Consider the following 14246-nt stretch of genomic DNA (forward strand, 5'->3'; position numbering starts at 1 on the left):
GAAGCCGCCGCATTCCCTGCTCAGGGAAGGCGGCGGCGGTCAACGGAGCAGTTCGGTCAGCGGTTCAGCGGCCAGACCATCCGGACTTCGGTGCCGATGCCGTCGTCGACCGGGCGCACCTGGAGGTCCTCGACGAAACCGGCGAGCAGGGCGAAGCCCACCCCGGTGGTGAGGTCGTCCTCGTTGAGCGACTCGTTGGCCAACTGGTCGGCGTCGAGCGCAGCCAGGCCGATACTCGCCTCGATCGGGGCCCGGTCGACCACCCGCACCGCGTACGTCCCGGAGTCGGACATCTCGACCAGCACCGGTTCGGCCACTCCGTACTGGCGGTGCAGGGCGACCGCGCGGGTGCAAGCCTCACCGATGGCCAGGCGTACCTCGTCGAGCAGATCCTCGCGGACCCCGGCCCGCCGGGCGACCGCCACCCCGACCAGGCGAGCGGTACGCACGTGCACCGGCGCCGGGGAGAAGGAGAGCCGTACCGTCGCCATCACGCGCCGGCGCCGGTCGCTGCTTCGACCGTGGGATGCAGTGGGAAGACCTGGTCCAACGCGGTGATCCGGAAGATCTTGAGCAGCGGCTCCTTGTCACAGACCAGGGAGAAGGTGCCGTCGGCGGTCCGCAGTCGCTTCAGCGCGCCGACCAGCACGCCCAGCCCGGTGGAGTCGAGGAAGTCGACCCGCCCCAGGTCGACCACCACGTGCCGGGCACCGGAGTCGATCAACTCCAGCAGCCGCTCGCGCAGCCGAGGGGCGGTGTAGACATCCACCTCACCGCCGACCTCGAGCACCGTGTGCTCCCCCACGGTGCGGGTCGCCAGCGACAGCTCCATCGGTCCTCCCTCGACGCGGCCGTAAGCTCTCTGGGCATCTAACCACTACCCCCGAGGCCCCCCGACGACTCACCGGGGGCCGGACTCACCGCACCGGTGGGTCAATTTCCCATTTCCGAACACCAGTGCGAGAGTGCAGGACGTGACCTCGGCAGCCAGCGTATCCGCCGGCCGGGGCCGTGAGCCGGGCCCCGCCCCGGTTCCGGCCGCCGCGCCCGGCGACCTGCTACGCCAGTTGCGGCAACGGCACGCCACCGATCCGGTCACCCATGTCGAACGGGTGCCGTCCCGGGCGGGGACGCCGGCACCGTGGCCGGGTTGGGCTCCCGAGGAACTGCGCACCGCGTACGCCCGACGCGGGGTGAGCGCGCCCTGGCGGCACCAGGCCGAGGCGGCCGAGCTGGCCCACGACCGGCGACACGTCGTCGTCGCCACCGGAACCGCCTCCGGCAAGTCGCTGGCGTACCACCTGCCCGCGCTGGCCACCCTGCTCGCCGATGCCCGCGCCACCGTGCTCTACCTGGCACCGACCAAGGCGCTCGCCGCTGACCAGTTGCGCGCCGTCGCCGAGCTGGAGATCGAGGGCGTACGCCCGGCCTGCTACGACGGTGACACCCCCCGTGCCGAGCGGGAGTGGATCCGACGGCATTCCCGGTTCGTGCTGACCAACCCGGACATGCTGCACCACGGCATCCTGCCCGGCCACGCGCAGTGGTCGGGATTCCTGCGCCGACTGCGGTACGTGGTGATCGACGAGTGTCACGTCTACCGGGGCGTGTTCGGCTCGCACGTCTCCCACGTGCTGCGTCGGCTGCGCCGGCAGTGCGCCCGGTACGGCAACACCGCCGGCCCCACCTTCGTACTGGCCTCGGCGACCTCGGGCGACCCGGCGGCGACGGCCGGTCGACTGGTCGGCCTGCCGGTGACGGCGGTCACCGAGGACACCTCGCCCCGGGCCGGGGTGACCTTCGCGTTGTGGGAGCCACCGCTGCTACCCGCCGCCGAACCGTCCGCGTCATCGCCGCCTGCGTCATCGCCGTCCGCGTCCGCGCCGGCGCCGCGCCGTGATCCGGATTTGCCGCGATCCGGCGTCGCGCCACCCGATCCCACCCTCGACGCCGAGGTGGCCGACCTCACCCAGGTCCGCCGGTCGGCGCTGCGGGAGACCGCCGACCTGCTCGCGGACAGCGTCGCCGCCGGCGTACGGACGCTGGCGTTCGTCCGGTCCCGGCGGGGTGCCGAGGTGGTGGCGACCAGCGCGCGGCGCAGCCTCGACGAGGCGGTGCCCGGGCTCGGCGACCGGGTGGCCGCCTACCGCGGCGGCTACCTGCGCGAGGAACGGCGGGCGCTGGAACGGGCGCTGCTGCACGGTGACCTGCTCGGCCTGGCCTCGACAAATGCCCTGGAGTTGGGCGTCGACCTGGTCGGCTTGGACGCGGTGTTGATCTGCGGGTACCCGGGCACCCGGGCGTCGCTGTGGCAGCAGGCCGGCCGGGCCGGACGCTCCGGGCAGGAGGCCCTCGCGGTGCTTGTCGCGCGGGACGACCCACTGGACACCTATCTGGTGCACCATCCGGAGGCGCTCTTCGGGACGCCGGTGGAGGCCACCGTGCTCGACCCGGCCAATCCGTACGTGCTCGGGCCGCAGTTGGCCTGCGCGGCGGCCGAGGCCCCGCTGACCGTCGCCGATCTGGAACTCTTCGGCGACAGCGCTAAGGAGACCGTCGAGGCGCTGGTCGAGGCGGGTGCGCTGCGGCAGCGGCCGACCGGCTGGTACTGGCGGCACCGCGAACGGCCCGAGGTGGATCTGCGCGGCGAGGGCGGTGCCCCGGTCTGCGTGGTGGAGGCGGCGACCGGCCGGCTGCTCGGCACCGTCGACGGCGGCTCGTCGCACTTCCTGCTGCACCCCGGCGCGGTCTACCTGCACCAGGGCGTGTCCTACGTGGTCGACTCCCTCGATCTGGAGGACGGCTGCGCGCTCGTCCACCCCGAGGAGCCGGACTGGTCCACCCACGCGCGGGACGTCACCTCGCTGTCGGTGGTGTCGGTGCGCTCGTACGTCGACGCCGGGCCGGTCGGGCTGTTCCTCGGCGAGGTGGACGTGACCAGCCAGGTGGTGTCGTACCAGCGGCGACGCATCGCCACCGGCGAGGTGATCGACACCCGGCCGCTGGACCTGCCGACCCGGGAACTGCGTACCGTCGCGGTCTGGTTCACCCTCTCACCGGAGTCGCTGACCTCGGCCGGGGTGGACCCGGCCGACGTGCCGGGGGCGCTGCACGCCGCCGAGCACGCCGCGATCGGGCTGCTGCCGCTGCTGGCCACCTGCGACAGGTGGGACATCGGCGGGCTGTCCACCGCGGTGCATCCCGACACCGAGGCGCCGACGGTCTTCGTCTACGACGGTCACCCCGGCGGGGCGGGTTTCGCGGAGCGGGCGTACGGCACCGCCGCCGCCTGGCTCAAGGCCACCCGCGACGCCATCGACGAGTGCGGCTGCGAGACCGGCTGCCCGTCCTGCGTGCAGTCACCCAAGTGCGGCAACGGCAACAACCCGCTGTCCAAGCCAGGTGCCGTCCGGGTGCTCGACGTGGTGCTGAACAACCTGCCGCGCTGACACCAGGCATAAAACCCGGGGCGTACGGGCAAGAAAGGTGGGAGCGCTTCCATCGATGCTCGTTGGCCTGCGCTCGCTGTTCGCTGTTCGTCCGCGTACGTGAGGAGGGGCCGTGGCCGACACCATCGCCGAGACCGTCGACCTGCTCTACACCATCGACCAGGAGAAGCTCAGCGTCGATCAGCAGATCGCCCTGAGCACGGCGCTCGCCACCCTGGCGCAGGCCGAACGGCTGGATCAGATCAACGAACGGCTGCGCACCATCCAGCAGTTGCTCACCAACGTGACGCACCGGTCGACCGCCGACGGCATTCGCTGACGGAATTCGCTGATTCACCCCTCAGCGCCGTCAGCATCGCGGCCGCTCGATGCTGCCGTTGCCGGGCTGTGCGACACTCCGGCGCATCAGAGTTGAGGAGACTTCATGCAGCTCGACAGCCTGCAGTCGCAGCACCAGTTCCACGTCCGCCAACGGATCCGCCTCATGGTCAACCAGTACGAGGTCCACAGCGTGGCCCCGGACGGCACCGAGGGCGGCCTGCTGGCGTTCGCCCAGCAGAAGCGGCTCGCCTTCAAGGAGCAGGTGACGATCTACACCGACGACTCGAAGCAGCATCCGCTGCTCGGGTTCAAGGCCCGCCAGCGCCTCGACCTCGCCGCCACATACGACGTCACCGACCACGCCGGCAACCCGATCGGCCTGTTCCGCAAGGACTTTGCGCAGTCGTTGCTCCGCTCCACCTGGCACGTCGAGCAGGCCGGCCTGCCCGCCGTCACCGGCCAGGAGCGCAGCATGCCGGTGGCGCTGCTGCGCCGCTTCGTCGACTCGCTGTCCTGGCTGCCCTACCACTTCGACTTCGTCGCCGGTGGGCAGCCGGTCTTCTCGGTGATCAAGAAGTGGGGCCTGCGCGACCGGTATGTGGTCCAGATCCAGCACCCGCAGATCGACCGTCGCCTGGTGATCGCCATGGCGATCGCGCTGGACGCCCTCCAGAGCCGCTGACCGTTTCCGGGGCGACTCCTTCGCCGCGCACAGTCCCGGGCGATCTCGCCCGGCCCTCGCTGCGCGCCGTACCGGAGGAGTCGCCTCGGCACCCGCCCCGTCGGCGAGCCCGACCGCCCCGCCGCACTGCTTCCCGCCCCGCCTCGCCGCGCCCCACCGCGCCGCGCCCCACCGCGCGCGATGCTGCCGCTTGATCCTCATGTTGGTTGAGCCCTGAGGATCGTCGCGTCAGCCAGTCGGCGATCAACGGGAGCAGTGATGGACCTCGACAATCCGGTGCTCAAGCTGTGTCAGGACGGGATGCGGGCGGAGGCGGAGGGCCGACCGACCGACGCACGGGCGTTGTTCGAACAGGCCTGGTCAAGGCGTACCGACAGCTACGACGCCTGTGTCGCGGCGCACTACCTGGCCCGGCAACAGGACGACCCCGAGGAGGTCCTGCGCTGGAACCAGGAGGCACTGCGGCAGGCCGACGCGGTCGGTGACCCCAGAGTCAGCGCCCTGTACCCATCGCTGCACGTGAGCGTGGCAATGGCGCACGAACGGTTGGGCGATCCCGGTGCCGCACGCGCCGCCTTCGAGCGAGCGGCCGAACACGTCGCCGCGTTGCCGGCAGACGAGTACGGCAACCAACTCCGTACGGCCATCACCGACGGTCTCAGCCGGTTGAGCTGACCCTGCCTGCGATCGAGGCGCCCGCAGGCTGTTCGCGGCGCTGGCCGGCCTGGCCGCAGGATGGTCGTCAGCGTGCTGATGATCAGCCGCGCAGCGGACCGGCTCGGGAGGTCACCGTGGCGACCCGGCGCAGCCCGGGCAGCGGCTCCACGGTCAGCGCGGCGGTGACCAGGACGTCCAGCCCGTCGAGGTGACACCGCACCAACCGGGCACCGTTAGCGGCGACGATCTCGGCAGCCCGCGCGCATGCCGTCGGCTCGTCCTGCAGGGCCCGGGCGGCACCGGCCAGGGCACCGAAGTCGGCGGCCACCCGGGCCTGTTGGCGAGCCATCCGGGCGGCGCCGACGCCGGCACCGAACAGGCCGGCCAGGACGAACACCAGCCCCGCCGCCAACAGGCAGATGGTGGCCCCGCCACGATCCCGTTCGGTCCTCACGGTTGCGGCTCCGGTACGCCCGGCTCGGCGACCGCCACGGCCCCGCCCACCACAGTGATCACCGGAAGGTCACCGCCGAGAATCCGTACCGGGGCGCGGACCGTCGCGCGGACCAGTTCGCCCTCCACCACCACGGTGACTGACGCGCCCGGTGGGGCGTACCGGTTGCCGGCGCGTGTGCCGTCCTCGCCCCGGGAGGCGGCCAGCGCCGCCTCCCGGGCCGCATCCAGACAGGCCGACCTGGTGCCGACCGCGTTGACGGCAGTCAGGCCGGTGAGCAGGAACAGCAGCAGCGCCGGCAGACCGGCCGCCATCTCGGCGGTGAACGAGCCTCGGTCACGACCGGCCAGCCGGCGCCCGGTCACTTCAGCGCCCGGTCGATGACAGCCGCCAACGCCGACTGCACGCTGTCGGACGTCAGTACCTTGAGCAGGATGCCGCCGAAGGCCACCGCCGCGAGCGTCCCGACGGCGTACTCGGCGGTGTTCATGCCGGCGTCCCCGCGCAGGCGGGCGAGCATTTTGCGCACTTGGTCGTCCCTTCTCGATGGATTCACAACACGTCGCCGAGCACGGCGACGATCACCGGCACCAGGCCGGCGAGAATGAAGGCGGGCAGGAAGCACAGGCCCAGGGGCAGCACGATCAGCACACCCGAGCGGCGCGCGGCCGCCTCGATCGTGGTGACCCGGTCGGCGCGCAGGTCATCGGCGAGCCGCACCAGGGCCCCGGCCAGGGCGGCCCCACTGCTTGCCGAGCGAACGGCGGCGGTGGCGATCCGCTGCCCGCCCGGCACCTCGGCCAGATGCGCCCAGGACTCCTGCGGCAACCCGCCGAGTTGCAGCGTCCGGCCGACCCGCCGGAGTTGGTCGGCCAACGGGCCCCCGAGCGCGTCGGCCACCGCGATCACCGAACGTTCCACCGGTGCGCCGGCCCGCAGGGCCGCCGCCATCAGATCGGCGGCCAGCGGCAGATCCGCGGCGGCCCGCAGCCGCCGGTTCCGGACGGCGGGAGGCTCGATCCGCCGCAGCTGCCGATCCAGCAGCACCGCGGTGACCAGCGCCGCCACCACGCCCGGCCACCCCTCGACCAGTACCGCCACGGCCACCCCGGCCAAGGCGGCGGCCAGGCGGATCCGGTCCAGTCGACGGCTGGTAGGTGTGCCGGTGGGCGTACCAGCCGAGTCGCCGCCGGGTGCCCGGTCGACGGTGGCGGGGGCGTGACCGGTCAACCGGCTTAGTCGTCGCCGGGGGCGGCCTCGGCTGACAGCCATCGCGGCGAGCAACGCGGCGCAGGCCAGACAACCCACTGCCAGGACGGTGCCCGACATCAGCTTCCTCCGTCCGGAACCGTGCCGAGGCGATCCGCCCAGAGCAGCCCGACCACCTGCAAGGCGATGGCGGCGACCGCGCACGCGCCCCCGATCGGGGTGTGCAGCAAAACCTGAAGCGGGTCCGTCCCGATGCCGTAGCCCAGGGCGATGCCGCCCAGCGGCAGGGCAGCCAACAGCCAGGCCGTCGCGCGGGCTCCGGCCGCTTGCGCCGCAGCGGCGGCAACTGCCCGGTCGGCCGAGCGGGCGTCGGCTTCGATCCGCTCGATCAGGTCGGCCAACGGTGCCCCCGTACGATCCGCGAGCCGCACCGCCGCCTGGGCCAACTGCCCGGGACGGTCCGGCGCAGCGAGGCGGCCAGCCGACTCCGAGGGATCACCCGGCGAGGTGCTGCTTGCAGGCACCACCGGGTCGGGCAAGGCTGGCTCGTCCCGCCGCTGTGCCCTTGCTGTCGGCCCGGTCGCCGGTGCCGCCAACTCCCGACGGACGGTCGACACCGAGCGGACGAGCCCCAACGCCTCCGCCGCAACCGGCACCGGCAGCCCGGCCCTCAGGTCCGCCGCGAGGGCGCACAGCTGGTCCAGTCGCTCCCGCCGTGCCCGAATCCGGAGCACCGCCGCGCCACGTCGGTGCCACGCCCGTACGCCCAGCGCCCCGTACCCGCCGCAGGCGACCGCCGCCACCGGCCCGGCGAGCAGCCCGGCGACCCCGGAGCCGAGCAGCAGAAGAAGGAGCAGATAGCGCGGCGGCCACTTCGGTCGGCGGGAGGCTGCGGTGTTGTCCGCCCGCATCGGCGCCGGCCCGCTCGGCGGGCTCGACCCCGGCCCGGTCGGCGTGCCCGACACCGGCCGAGCCAGCGTGCCCGACACCGGCCGAGCCAGCGTGCCCGACACCGGCCGAGCCAGCGGATTCGACACCGGCCAGGTCGGCGGGCTCGACCCGGGCCGAACCCCACGCTCGGGCTCATCGGCCATCGGGCCAGCAGATCCGAGGCCGGAGCCGTTCGACACGAAGGGCGTACGGCTTGAGGTCGGCGGACGCCGGCTTCCACGCCATTGCGGCGGCCGGGTCGAAGCCGATGGTCCGGCGGTCGACGCGCGGGCAGCGACCCGCTCGCGTGCCGCGCAATCGCGACCGGCGGGTCGCGCCCCGGATGGCTGCGCGATCGGCGCGTCGTCGGCCTTGCGCAGGGCGACGATCCAGTCGACGAGCGCCTCGTCGCCGTCCACCCGGCGCGAGCGAACCGTTCGGAGCACCAGCCTGCGGACCGGTAGCACCACGACCGCGACCAGGCCCAACAACGCCAGCACCCACCAGGACAGGCCGCTCATCTCGACGCTCCAGGCTGCGTGTCGTCCCCCGGCGTCACCGCGCCCGGCGCGAGGTGCTCGTCCGGCCCCGTCGATCCGGGCCAGGGCTCGTTCAGGATCGGCGGCACCGGCACGTCCCGGCTGCGAATCAGGGCAGCCAACGCCGGTCCCGCCGGGCCGACACCGCGACCTCGAACCCAGGCCGGTACCGCCCTGACCAGCCGCTCAGGCCCCTCGGGCAGCAGCAGGCAGATCGACTCCAGGGCCCGTCCCTGCGCCGTACGCCGGATCTGGACCACCACCTGCAGGGCCGCCGCCAGCTGGGCGTGTAACGCCGGACGGGGTAACCCGCCGAGCAATCCGAGCGCCTCCAACCGGGCCGGTACGTCCGACGGAGCGTTGGCGTGCAGCGTCCCGGCACCACCGTCGTGGCCCGTGTTGAGTGCCGCGAGGAGATCAACCACCTCGGCACCGCGACACTCACCGACCACCAGGCGGTCCGGCCGCATCCGCAACGCCTGCCGGACCAGCTCACTGAGGCCGATCGTGCCCTGCCCCTCGACGTTCGCGGTACGGGCCTGCAACCCCACCACGTGCGGGTGCAGCGGCCGCAGCTCCGCGGCGTCCTCGACCAGCACGATCCGCTCGGTGCTCGGTACCAGGCCGAGCAGCGTGTTCAGCAGGGTCGTCTTACCGGACCCGGTCCCACCGATCACCAGGTAGGCGAGCCGGGCCGCGACCACGGCGGCGAGCACCGCGGCAGCCGGACGCGGGACCGCTCCCTGAGCGACCAGTTCATCCAGGTTGAACGGCCGTTGCCGGAAGGTTCGCAGCGACAGGTAGGGCCCGTCGGTGGCCACCGGCGGCAGTACGGCGTGCAGCCGGGTGCCGTCGGCCAGCCGCGCGTCGGCGCAGGGTGAGCCGTCGTCGAGGCGGCGACCGGCACCGGCGGTGAGGCGCTGGGCGAGCCGACGGACGTCGTCCACGGTGCCCACCGGCACCGGCACCTGGTGCAGCCCCTGTCCTCGGTCGACCCACACCCGGACGCCGTTGACCAGCACGTCGGTGACCTCCGGGTCGGCCAGCAGCGGGGCGAGCGGGCCCGCGCCCACCAGGTCGTCGCGTACCTGGTCGGCCATCCGCAGCAGCGCGGTGTCGCCGAGGACGGCAGTGTCGGCCTCGGCGCGTACCGCCGAGACGATCGTGGCCGGGGTGACCGGCGTCGCGGCGGCGGCGATTCGCTGCCGGACCCGGGCCGCCAGCGGTTGCCCGGTCATGCCGCACCCGCAACCGTTCGGCCGGTCAGGTCGGCGACGATCCGCTGGCAGAGTTCCGCGAGCGGGCCGCGTCCACCGGCCGCCGGGGCCTCGCCCCGCTCAAGCCCGCGGCACAGTCCCGGCTCCGGACGGAGCGTCCCGGCCAGTGGCAGACCGAGTGCCCGAGCCACCTCCGCTGCGCGAAGTCGCCCGGGAGCCGGCCCACGGACGATGACCGACAGGTCCTGACAGTTCGGCGCGGCCACCGCCACCACCCGCGCCGCGGCGGCCGTCGCCCGAAGCTCGGCCGGCACCACCACGAACACCCGGTCGGCCGCCTGCAAGGCCGTGACGGCCGCGTCGTCGAACTGTCGGGGCAGGTCGACGACCACGAAGTCCCGGCCACGCCGGGCAGCATCCAGGGTGGACGCCATCGCCTCGGCCGGCACGGCCACCGGGTCACCCCGGTCCCAGGAGAGGACCACCAGGTCACCTCGGCTCGGCAGCGCCCGCACCAGTGCCGGTGGATCGACCCGCCCGTCTGCATCCGACAGCGCCGGCCACCGCAGCCCTTCCAGCTGCTCCCAGCCGAGCACCAGATCGAGGCCTCCGCCGAGTGGATCGGCATCGAGCAGCAGGGTCCGCAGCCGCCCTCGGGCGGCCGTGACCGCGAGCCCGGCCGCCAGGATGCTTGCTCCGCCTCCGCCGCGCCCACCCACCACGGCGACGACCCGGGCCGCAGCTGTGCCGTCGGCACCGCATTCGGCGAACCGGTCGACCAGCCACGGCTCGGCCGCCGGCAGCACGGCCACATGTTCCGCGCCGAGCAGGTCGGCGACCTGCCAGCCGGGATCAAGGTCGGCGGCCCGGCCGACGAGCACCAGCCGGGAGCGTCGGGGCAGCCGAGCCCGCAGGCAGGGCTGGGCCTGGTCGGCACCGACCAGCACCAGCGGAGCCGGCTGCCATCGGGTACGGGCAGCAGCCGGATCGGCGGCGACCTCCACCTCGACGTCACCCGCGGCAGCGAGCCGGAGCAGATCATCGAGCAGGTCACCGTCGGCGGTGACCACCAGCGGCGGTCGCCGGTGCGGCGGAACGGAGGTACGGGACGGCATCGCGGCCTCCAACGGTCGGCGCGGGTTCGCTGGGCCGAACATTGCCTCCCGTGGCGCGACGAACACCGCCCCGAACGCCTGCCCTGTGGACAACCAACGCTTGTGTGGACAACGCCCGCAACGCTCGTTGATCTGCTATGCGTACGCGGATGCTCACCCACCGTCCACTTCGGTCATACCCCCATGGCCAAAGTGATGCTCACCACCGCATAATCGACGTTCCTGTGCCGTCGGCGAGACGGCAATCCTCGCCGGATCGGGGTCATGACTCAGCCGCAAGATCACGACCACGCACGCAGGCAGCCACGTCTTCGGATCGGTCCGTGGCTGCCCGATCCCGACTCGGACACCATGCCGCCGACACGCCTCGCCATCTCGGCGACACCGGCCAGGCCGGCGCTGTCGACGCCCCCGGGCCTCTCCGACCACCAGCCGGCGGCATCCCCATCCGAGCCGATGGTCGTACCGATCGAACCGGCACCGCACCCCACCGACCGCCGCTCCCACCGGCTCATCCTGGCCGGTGTGGGTACCGCCGTGCTCGGCCTCCTGCTGACCGCGCTCTGGCCGACCACCCCGGCGCCACCGGTCGCCGAACCACCGACTCCGCCCGGCCGATTCGGCTGGCCTCATGCTCCCGACCTGCCGTGGCCACCCCCCGGCACCCAGACACCCTCCGCCCCGCAGGCATCGTCGTCCGTGGGCGGCGTCTCCTCCACCCGCCCGATCGCACCCAGCCAGGTGTCGTCACCCACCCGATCACCGTCGGCGGCGGCAACCAGGACCAGCCCGGCCGCCACCCGCACCGCCAGCCCCGCCGCGCCCAGCGCCAAACCCAGTGCGTCACCAAGCCGGACGGTACGACCGACCCCGAGCCCCCGACCCACCGAACCGCAAGAACTGACACCGTTGCCACCCTGGCGGGAGCGGGATCTGCGCTCGGTGAGCGGTGGCCGGGAAACCAGCATCGAGTTCGTCAACCACAGGTCACGGTCGGTGATCGTGTACTGGCTGGACCACCAGGGCCACAGACGGCAGTACGCGGTACTCGCGCCGTCCGCGTCGTACCAGCAGCACACCTACGTCGGGCATCCGTGGGTGGTGACCGACCGCCGAGGCAGGTCACTTGTCTGCTTCGAGCCCACCGCCACCCCCGCCCGCGCCGTGATCCGCTGACCAGGAAGGCCTTCCCACTCGGGAAAGCGCGGCATGCCAGGACGACCACGGGGACAGCCGACCGTTCCTTCACGATCGTCGCGATCGCGACGGCACCAGCGGCGACGAGCCACCTCGTCGACGCGTAAATCGCTGTGAGAAGACGACGGCAGCCTCCTACCGTCGCACCATGGGGCGTCGTCAGGATCGAATTCGACGTGAAATCGGGTCGTTCATGAAGGCGTACGGACGTGTGGCGGCCGGCAACGGCAGCGACCCCAACGACCGTCGCTACAGCCGCAAGCTCGAAGCCGAGATCAAGCGGATGAGACCGGAGGACTTCGATCGCCTGCTACGCGACGAAGACGGTGACGACGACACCGATGACGCCTGACCGCCCGCTGCCCCCTGGCCGCCGCGCCGACCGATGCCGGCCCGAGCGGGAGCGGTGGGCTAGGACGAGGGCACCGGCGACCAGGACCTGTCGGGGACGGTGCGGGACCTGTGTGGCAGCGCTTACCTACCAAAGGGACGACCCCCGTCGGGGGGAAAGTCGCCTGACGTAGCAAGGAATGTGATCGAACGCTGTGCCGCGTGGTCAAACGCTGTGGTCATGCCGTCGAGCATGATCGAGTGTCGCCACGCGGTACGGCGTTCGCTGACGATCTGCTGACTCTTGGATGACGCGCTGCGGGCGCCCGAGGACGGCCGGAGGCCGCCCGCAGGGCAGTCCGCGAGCGCGGCGACACTGTTGTACGGTGCTCAGGCGGATAGGGTCGAGCTGTAAATCCGTCGCGAAAGCTACAGAGGTTCGAATCCTCTACCCGCCACCAGGGAGCAGTAGGCCCCTGACCTGCGAAAACGCAAGTCGGGGGCCTGTGTTGCCTCTTGCTGTTGTTGACCGCCGTTGCCCCTAGTGATCTCTCCGATCGGGCACGCACGGGCACGCGGTGGACGGCCTGTTGCGTCCGGAGGCGCGAATGTCTGAGGTGTTCGGTGACGACGACCCGAAACCTTGGGTACTTGCCCTTGGTTTCGACGAATCGGATGAGTTGGGCGAAGCCGTCAAACGTGAGGCCGGCAAAGTCACATACCTGACGACGGAGCGCGCCGTCGTCCATCAGGTTCGGCAAATTGACTACGACGCCCTAGTTGTACGCGGCCAAGGCCCGAGTGTGGCCAGTCACCTGCGGGTGCTGCAGTTCGGCGGGGCAGGAGTGCATGGCAACGAGCAGGCCGAGGATTTCGCTTTCTACACCGTCAATCCGAGATCGGGCCTTGCCGGACGCCTGGTGGGACCAGACTCTGGGGTACCAGTCGAAGCGGCTGAGCTTGTTCGCCGATCGCTAGCTTCGTTCCTCCACGAGCGAGTACCCCGCGCCTTGCTAGTGAGGCAAGTATCGCGTGGCAGGGGGGCCGGCTGGCGCGAGGATGACGAAGGCATCACAGCTTTTGTACGTGAGCAGGGTGGCTTTCCCTGCGCCGGGATCTGGACTCGACCTGACGGCATGCCGTGGTGGTGGCTACCGCAAGGCGTACCGGACATGACCGAGTGGGTTGCTGCCGCCTTTGCTCAGTGGCGTCGGGAAGATCCGGCCCGATTCCCGTCCGGCCCGGATTGGGCAGACGAGGACCCGTGGCGAACGGCGGCAGAGGTTGCCGCACAACAAAAGCTAGAGGACCACATCCGCGACGAGGCCGAGGTTCTGAGGGATCTGGCCGACCGGCGAGCTCTACTCGCTGCTGCGCGAGAGGCCGCTCGCGCAGCAGCAGACGGTGGAGAGCGCCGGCTGCTGACCGCCCAAGGCGACGAGCTGGTTGCGGAGGTCAAGGCAGCGCTAGAGGAGATCGGATTCGAGGTCATCGACTCAGACCGTCTTCCTTCAAGGGCCTCCGAGAAGCTCGAAGATCTGCGAGTCACCGCAGCAGGTTGGGTCGCCCTGGCTGAGGTCAAGGGTTATGGCGGGCGACGTACTGCGAAGACGAGCGATTTACTGCAGCTGGGTCGGGCAGCGGTGCGCTATGCGGCGGCGGAAAGCCATGTGCCGGATGCCCAGTGGTACATAGTGAACCAGCAGGCAGGTGCTAACCCGGCTCGTCGTCCTCGGCCCCTGTCCTCCAACCCTGGTGATGTCGAGGACTTCGCACGTGCTGGTGGTTTGGTGATCGATACCGCGGATCTCTTCCGTATTCGGGAGGCGGTGCGCGGGGGTGCGATGACTCGAGAAGAAGCCTTCTCGCTACTTCACAAGTCGACAGGCGTCCTGAGCTACGTGTGATTTGGGCCGGAAGCTCGCTGCAGCGGATCTCCTCGTCGGGCAGTCGTAGACCGTCCAGCCTCCCCGGACGAGGACAAGGTGGAGCGCCCTACCGGACGAACGATCTTGGCCCCGTCTGGGGAGGCTCGTAGCCCTTGTGGTGCCCGGCGAGGTGATCCGCTCCCGGCTGATCTCTGAGGAGGGCCGGGGTTCGGGGCGGAGCCCCGAGGTCTTCCGATCCTGTGACTCCCAAGCGTGGC

General features: G+C 71.7%; 16 protein-coding genes. 7 read left to right on the forward strand and 9 right to left on the reverse strand.

Annotation, left to right across the window (positions count from 1 at the left end):
- Positions 1 to 56 precede the first annotated feature (56 nt).
- Positions 57 to 491 carry an ATP-binding protein gene (locus JMF97_RS11215; protein WP_013731065.1) on the reverse strand — a complete coding sequence of 145 codons (435 nt, stop codon included), beginning with the start codon at positions 489 to 491 and terminating at the stop codon, positions 57 to 59.
- A complete protein-coding gene (locus JMF97_RS11220) occupies positions 491 to 832 on the reverse strand; it encodes an STAS domain-containing protein (protein WP_013731064.1) in 342 nt (113 codons plus the stop codon). The genes JMF97_RS11215 and JMF97_RS11220 overlap by 1 nt, the downstream gene beginning before the upstream one ends.
- Before the next feature lie 142 nt (positions 833 to 974).
- On the opposite strand from JMF97_RS11220, the gene JMF97_RS11225 reads away from it, so the two are divergent.
- The 4 genes from JMF97_RS11225 (at position 975) to JMF97_RS11240 (ending at position 5127) form a co-directional block, all read left to right on the forward strand.
- Positions 975 to 3449 carry a DEAD/DEAH box helicase gene (locus tag JMF97_RS11225; RefSeq protein WP_203221548.1) on the forward strand — a complete coding sequence of 825 codons (2475 nt, stop codon included), beginning with the start codon at positions 975 to 977 and terminating at the stop codon, positions 3447 to 3449.
- Between the two features lie 112 nt (positions 3450 to 3561).
- Positions 3562 to 3768, forward strand: coding sequence for a hypothetical protein (locus JMF97_RS11230; RefSeq protein ID WP_203221549.1), 207 nt, complete (start codon positions 3562 to 3564; stop codon positions 3766 to 3768).
- Positions 3769 to 3873: 105 nt separating this feature from the next.
- Positions 3874 to 4452, forward strand: coding sequence for an LURP-one-related family protein (locus JMF97_RS11235; protein ID WP_013731061.1), 579 nt, complete (start codon positions 3874 to 3876; stop codon positions 4450 to 4452).
- Between the two features lie 258 nt (positions 4453 to 4710).
- Entirely contained in the window at positions 4711 to 5127 is a 417-nt protein-coding gene (locus JMF97_RS11240) for a hypothetical protein (protein ID WP_238359226.1), read from the forward strand.
- Positions 5128 to 5209: 82 nt separating this feature from the next.
- Here the strand turns inward: JMF97_RS11240 and JMF97_RS11245 are convergent, their stop codons facing one another.
- From JMF97_RS11245 to ssd, 7 genes are read right to left on the reverse strand one after another with little or no spacing between them, the layout of a single operon-like run.
- Positions 5210 to 5563: an Rv3654c family TadE-like protein gene (locus JMF97_RS11245; RefSeq protein ID WP_203221551.1), complete on the reverse strand. Its 354-nt coding sequence runs from the start codon at positions 5561 to 5563 to the stop codon at positions 5210 to 5212.
- Positions 5560 to 5877, reverse strand: coding sequence for a TadE family type IV pilus minor pilin (locus tag JMF97_RS11250; RefSeq protein ID WP_238359279.1), 318 nt, complete (start codon positions 5875 to 5877; stop codon positions 5560 to 5562). The genes JMF97_RS11245 and JMF97_RS11250 overlap by 4 nt, the downstream gene beginning before the upstream one ends.
- A gap of 47 nt (positions 5878 to 5924) precedes the next feature.
- Positions 5925 to 6083, reverse strand: a complete 159-nt coding sequence (locus JMF97_RS11255; RefSeq protein ID WP_013731057.1) for a DUF4244 domain-containing protein — start codon at positions 6081 to 6083, stop codon at positions 5925 to 5927.
- Between the two features lie 32 nt (positions 6084 to 6115).
- Complete coding sequence (locus JMF97_RS11260; protein ID WP_203221553.1) at positions 6116 to 6892, reverse strand: type II secretion system F family protein; 777 nt, start codon at positions 6890 to 6892, stop codon at positions 6116 to 6118.
- Positions 6892 to 8223: a type II secretion system F family protein gene (locus JMF97_RS31255; RefSeq protein WP_238359227.1), complete on the reverse strand. Its 1332-nt coding sequence runs from the start codon at positions 8221 to 8223 to the stop codon at positions 6892 to 6894. The genes JMF97_RS11260 and JMF97_RS31255 overlap by 1 nt, the downstream gene beginning before the upstream one ends.
- Positions 8220 to 9479, reverse strand: a complete 1260-nt coding sequence (locus tag JMF97_RS11270) for a TadA family conjugal transfer-associated ATPase (RefSeq protein ID WP_203221554.1) — start codon at positions 9477 to 9479, stop codon at positions 8220 to 8222. Before JMF97_RS11270 ends, JMF97_RS31255 begins: the two co-directional genes overlap by 4 nt.
- Entirely contained in the window at positions 9476 to 10573 is a 1098-nt protein-coding gene (gene ssd / locus JMF97_RS11275) for a septum site-determining protein Ssd (protein WP_203221555.1), read from the reverse strand. Before ssd ends, JMF97_RS11270 begins: the two co-directional genes overlap by 4 nt.
- A gap of 456 nt (positions 10574 to 11029) precedes the next feature.
- Here ssd and JMF97_RS31260 point away from each other — a divergent pair, with 456 nt between their 5' ends.
- The 3 genes from JMF97_RS31260 to JMF97_RS11290 all read left to right on the forward strand — a co-directional run bounded on the left by JMF97_RS31260 (position 11030) and on the right by JMF97_RS11290 (position 14007).
- Positions 11030 to 11749 (forward strand): VHL beta domain-containing protein, encoded by a 720-nt coding sequence (locus tag JMF97_RS31260; protein WP_238359228.1) that lies wholly within the window; start codon positions 11030 to 11032, stop codon positions 11747 to 11749.
- 169 nt (positions 11750 to 11918) lie between these two features.
- Positions 11919 to 12122 (forward strand): hypothetical protein, encoded by a 204-nt coding sequence (locus JMF97_RS11285; protein WP_203221556.1) that lies wholly within the window; start codon positions 11919 to 11921, stop codon positions 12120 to 12122.
- 586 nt (positions 12123 to 12708) lie between these two features.
- Positions 12709 to 14007 carry a hypothetical protein gene (locus JMF97_RS11290; RefSeq protein WP_203221557.1) on the forward strand — a complete coding sequence of 433 codons (1299 nt, stop codon included), beginning with the start codon at positions 12709 to 12711 and terminating at the stop codon, positions 14005 to 14007.
- Positions 14008 to 14246: the final 239 nt, after the last annotated feature.

The sequence above is a fragment of the Micromonospora fiedleri genome (genome assembly GCF_016774385.1).
In the GTDB taxonomy this organism is placed as follows: domain Bacteria; phylum Actinomycetota; class Actinomycetes; order Mycobacteriales; family Micromonosporaceae; genus Micromonospora; species Micromonospora gifhornensis.

Bases quoted from the DNA above. Each gene is read 5' to 3' on its own strand.
- JMF97_RS11215 (WP_013731065.1), bottom strand. From the start codon at position 491: ATGGCGACGGTACGGCTCTCCTTCTCCCCGGCGCCGGTGCACGTGCGT.
- JMF97_RS11220 (WP_013731064.1), bottom strand. From the start codon at position 832: ATGGAGCTGTCGCTGGCGACCCGCACCGTGGGGGAGCACACGGTGCTC.
- JMF97_RS11235 (WP_013731061.1), top strand. From the start codon at position 3,874: ATGCAGCTCGACAGCCTGCAGTCGCAGCACCAGTTCCACGTCCGCCAA.
- JMF97_RS11240 (WP_238359226.1), top strand. From the start codon at position 4,711: ATGGACCTCGACAATCCGGTGCTCAAGCTGTGTCAGGACGGGATGCGG.
- JMF97_RS11250 (WP_238359279.1), bottom strand. From the start codon at position 5,877: ATGGCGGCCGGTCTGCCGGCGCTGCTGCTGTTCCTGCTCACCGGCCTG.
- JMF97_RS11255 (WP_013731057.1), bottom strand. From the start codon at position 6,083: ATGCTCGCCCGCCTGCGCGGGGACGCCGGCATGAACACCGCCGAGTAC.
- JMF97_RS11260 (WP_203221553.1), bottom strand. From the start codon at position 6,892: ATGTCGGGCACCGTCCTGGCAGTGGGTTGTCTGGCCTGCGCCGCGTTG.
- JMF97_RS31255 (WP_238359227.1), bottom strand. From the start codon at position 8,223: ATGAGCGGCCTGTCCTGGTGGGTGCTGGCGTTGTTGGGCCTGGTCGCG.
- JMF97_RS11270 (WP_203221554.1), bottom strand. From the start codon at position 9,479: ATGACCGGGCAACCGCTGGCGGCCCGGGTCCGGCAGCGAATCGCCGCC.
- ssd (WP_203221555.1), bottom strand. From the start codon at position 10,573: ATGCCGTCCCGTACCTCCGTTCCGCCGCACCGGCGACCGCCGCTGGTG.
- JMF97_RS31260 (WP_238359228.1), top strand. From the start codon at position 11,030: ATGGTCGTACCGATCGAACCGGCACCGCACCCCACCGACCGCCGCTCC.
- JMF97_RS11285 (WP_203221556.1), top strand. From the start codon at position 11,919: ATGGGGCGTCGTCAGGATCGAATTCGACGTGAAATCGGGTCGTTCATG.
- JMF97_RS11290 (WP_203221557.1), top strand. From the start codon at position 12,709: ATGTCTGAGGTGTTCGGTGACGACGACCCGAAACCTTGGGTACTTGCC.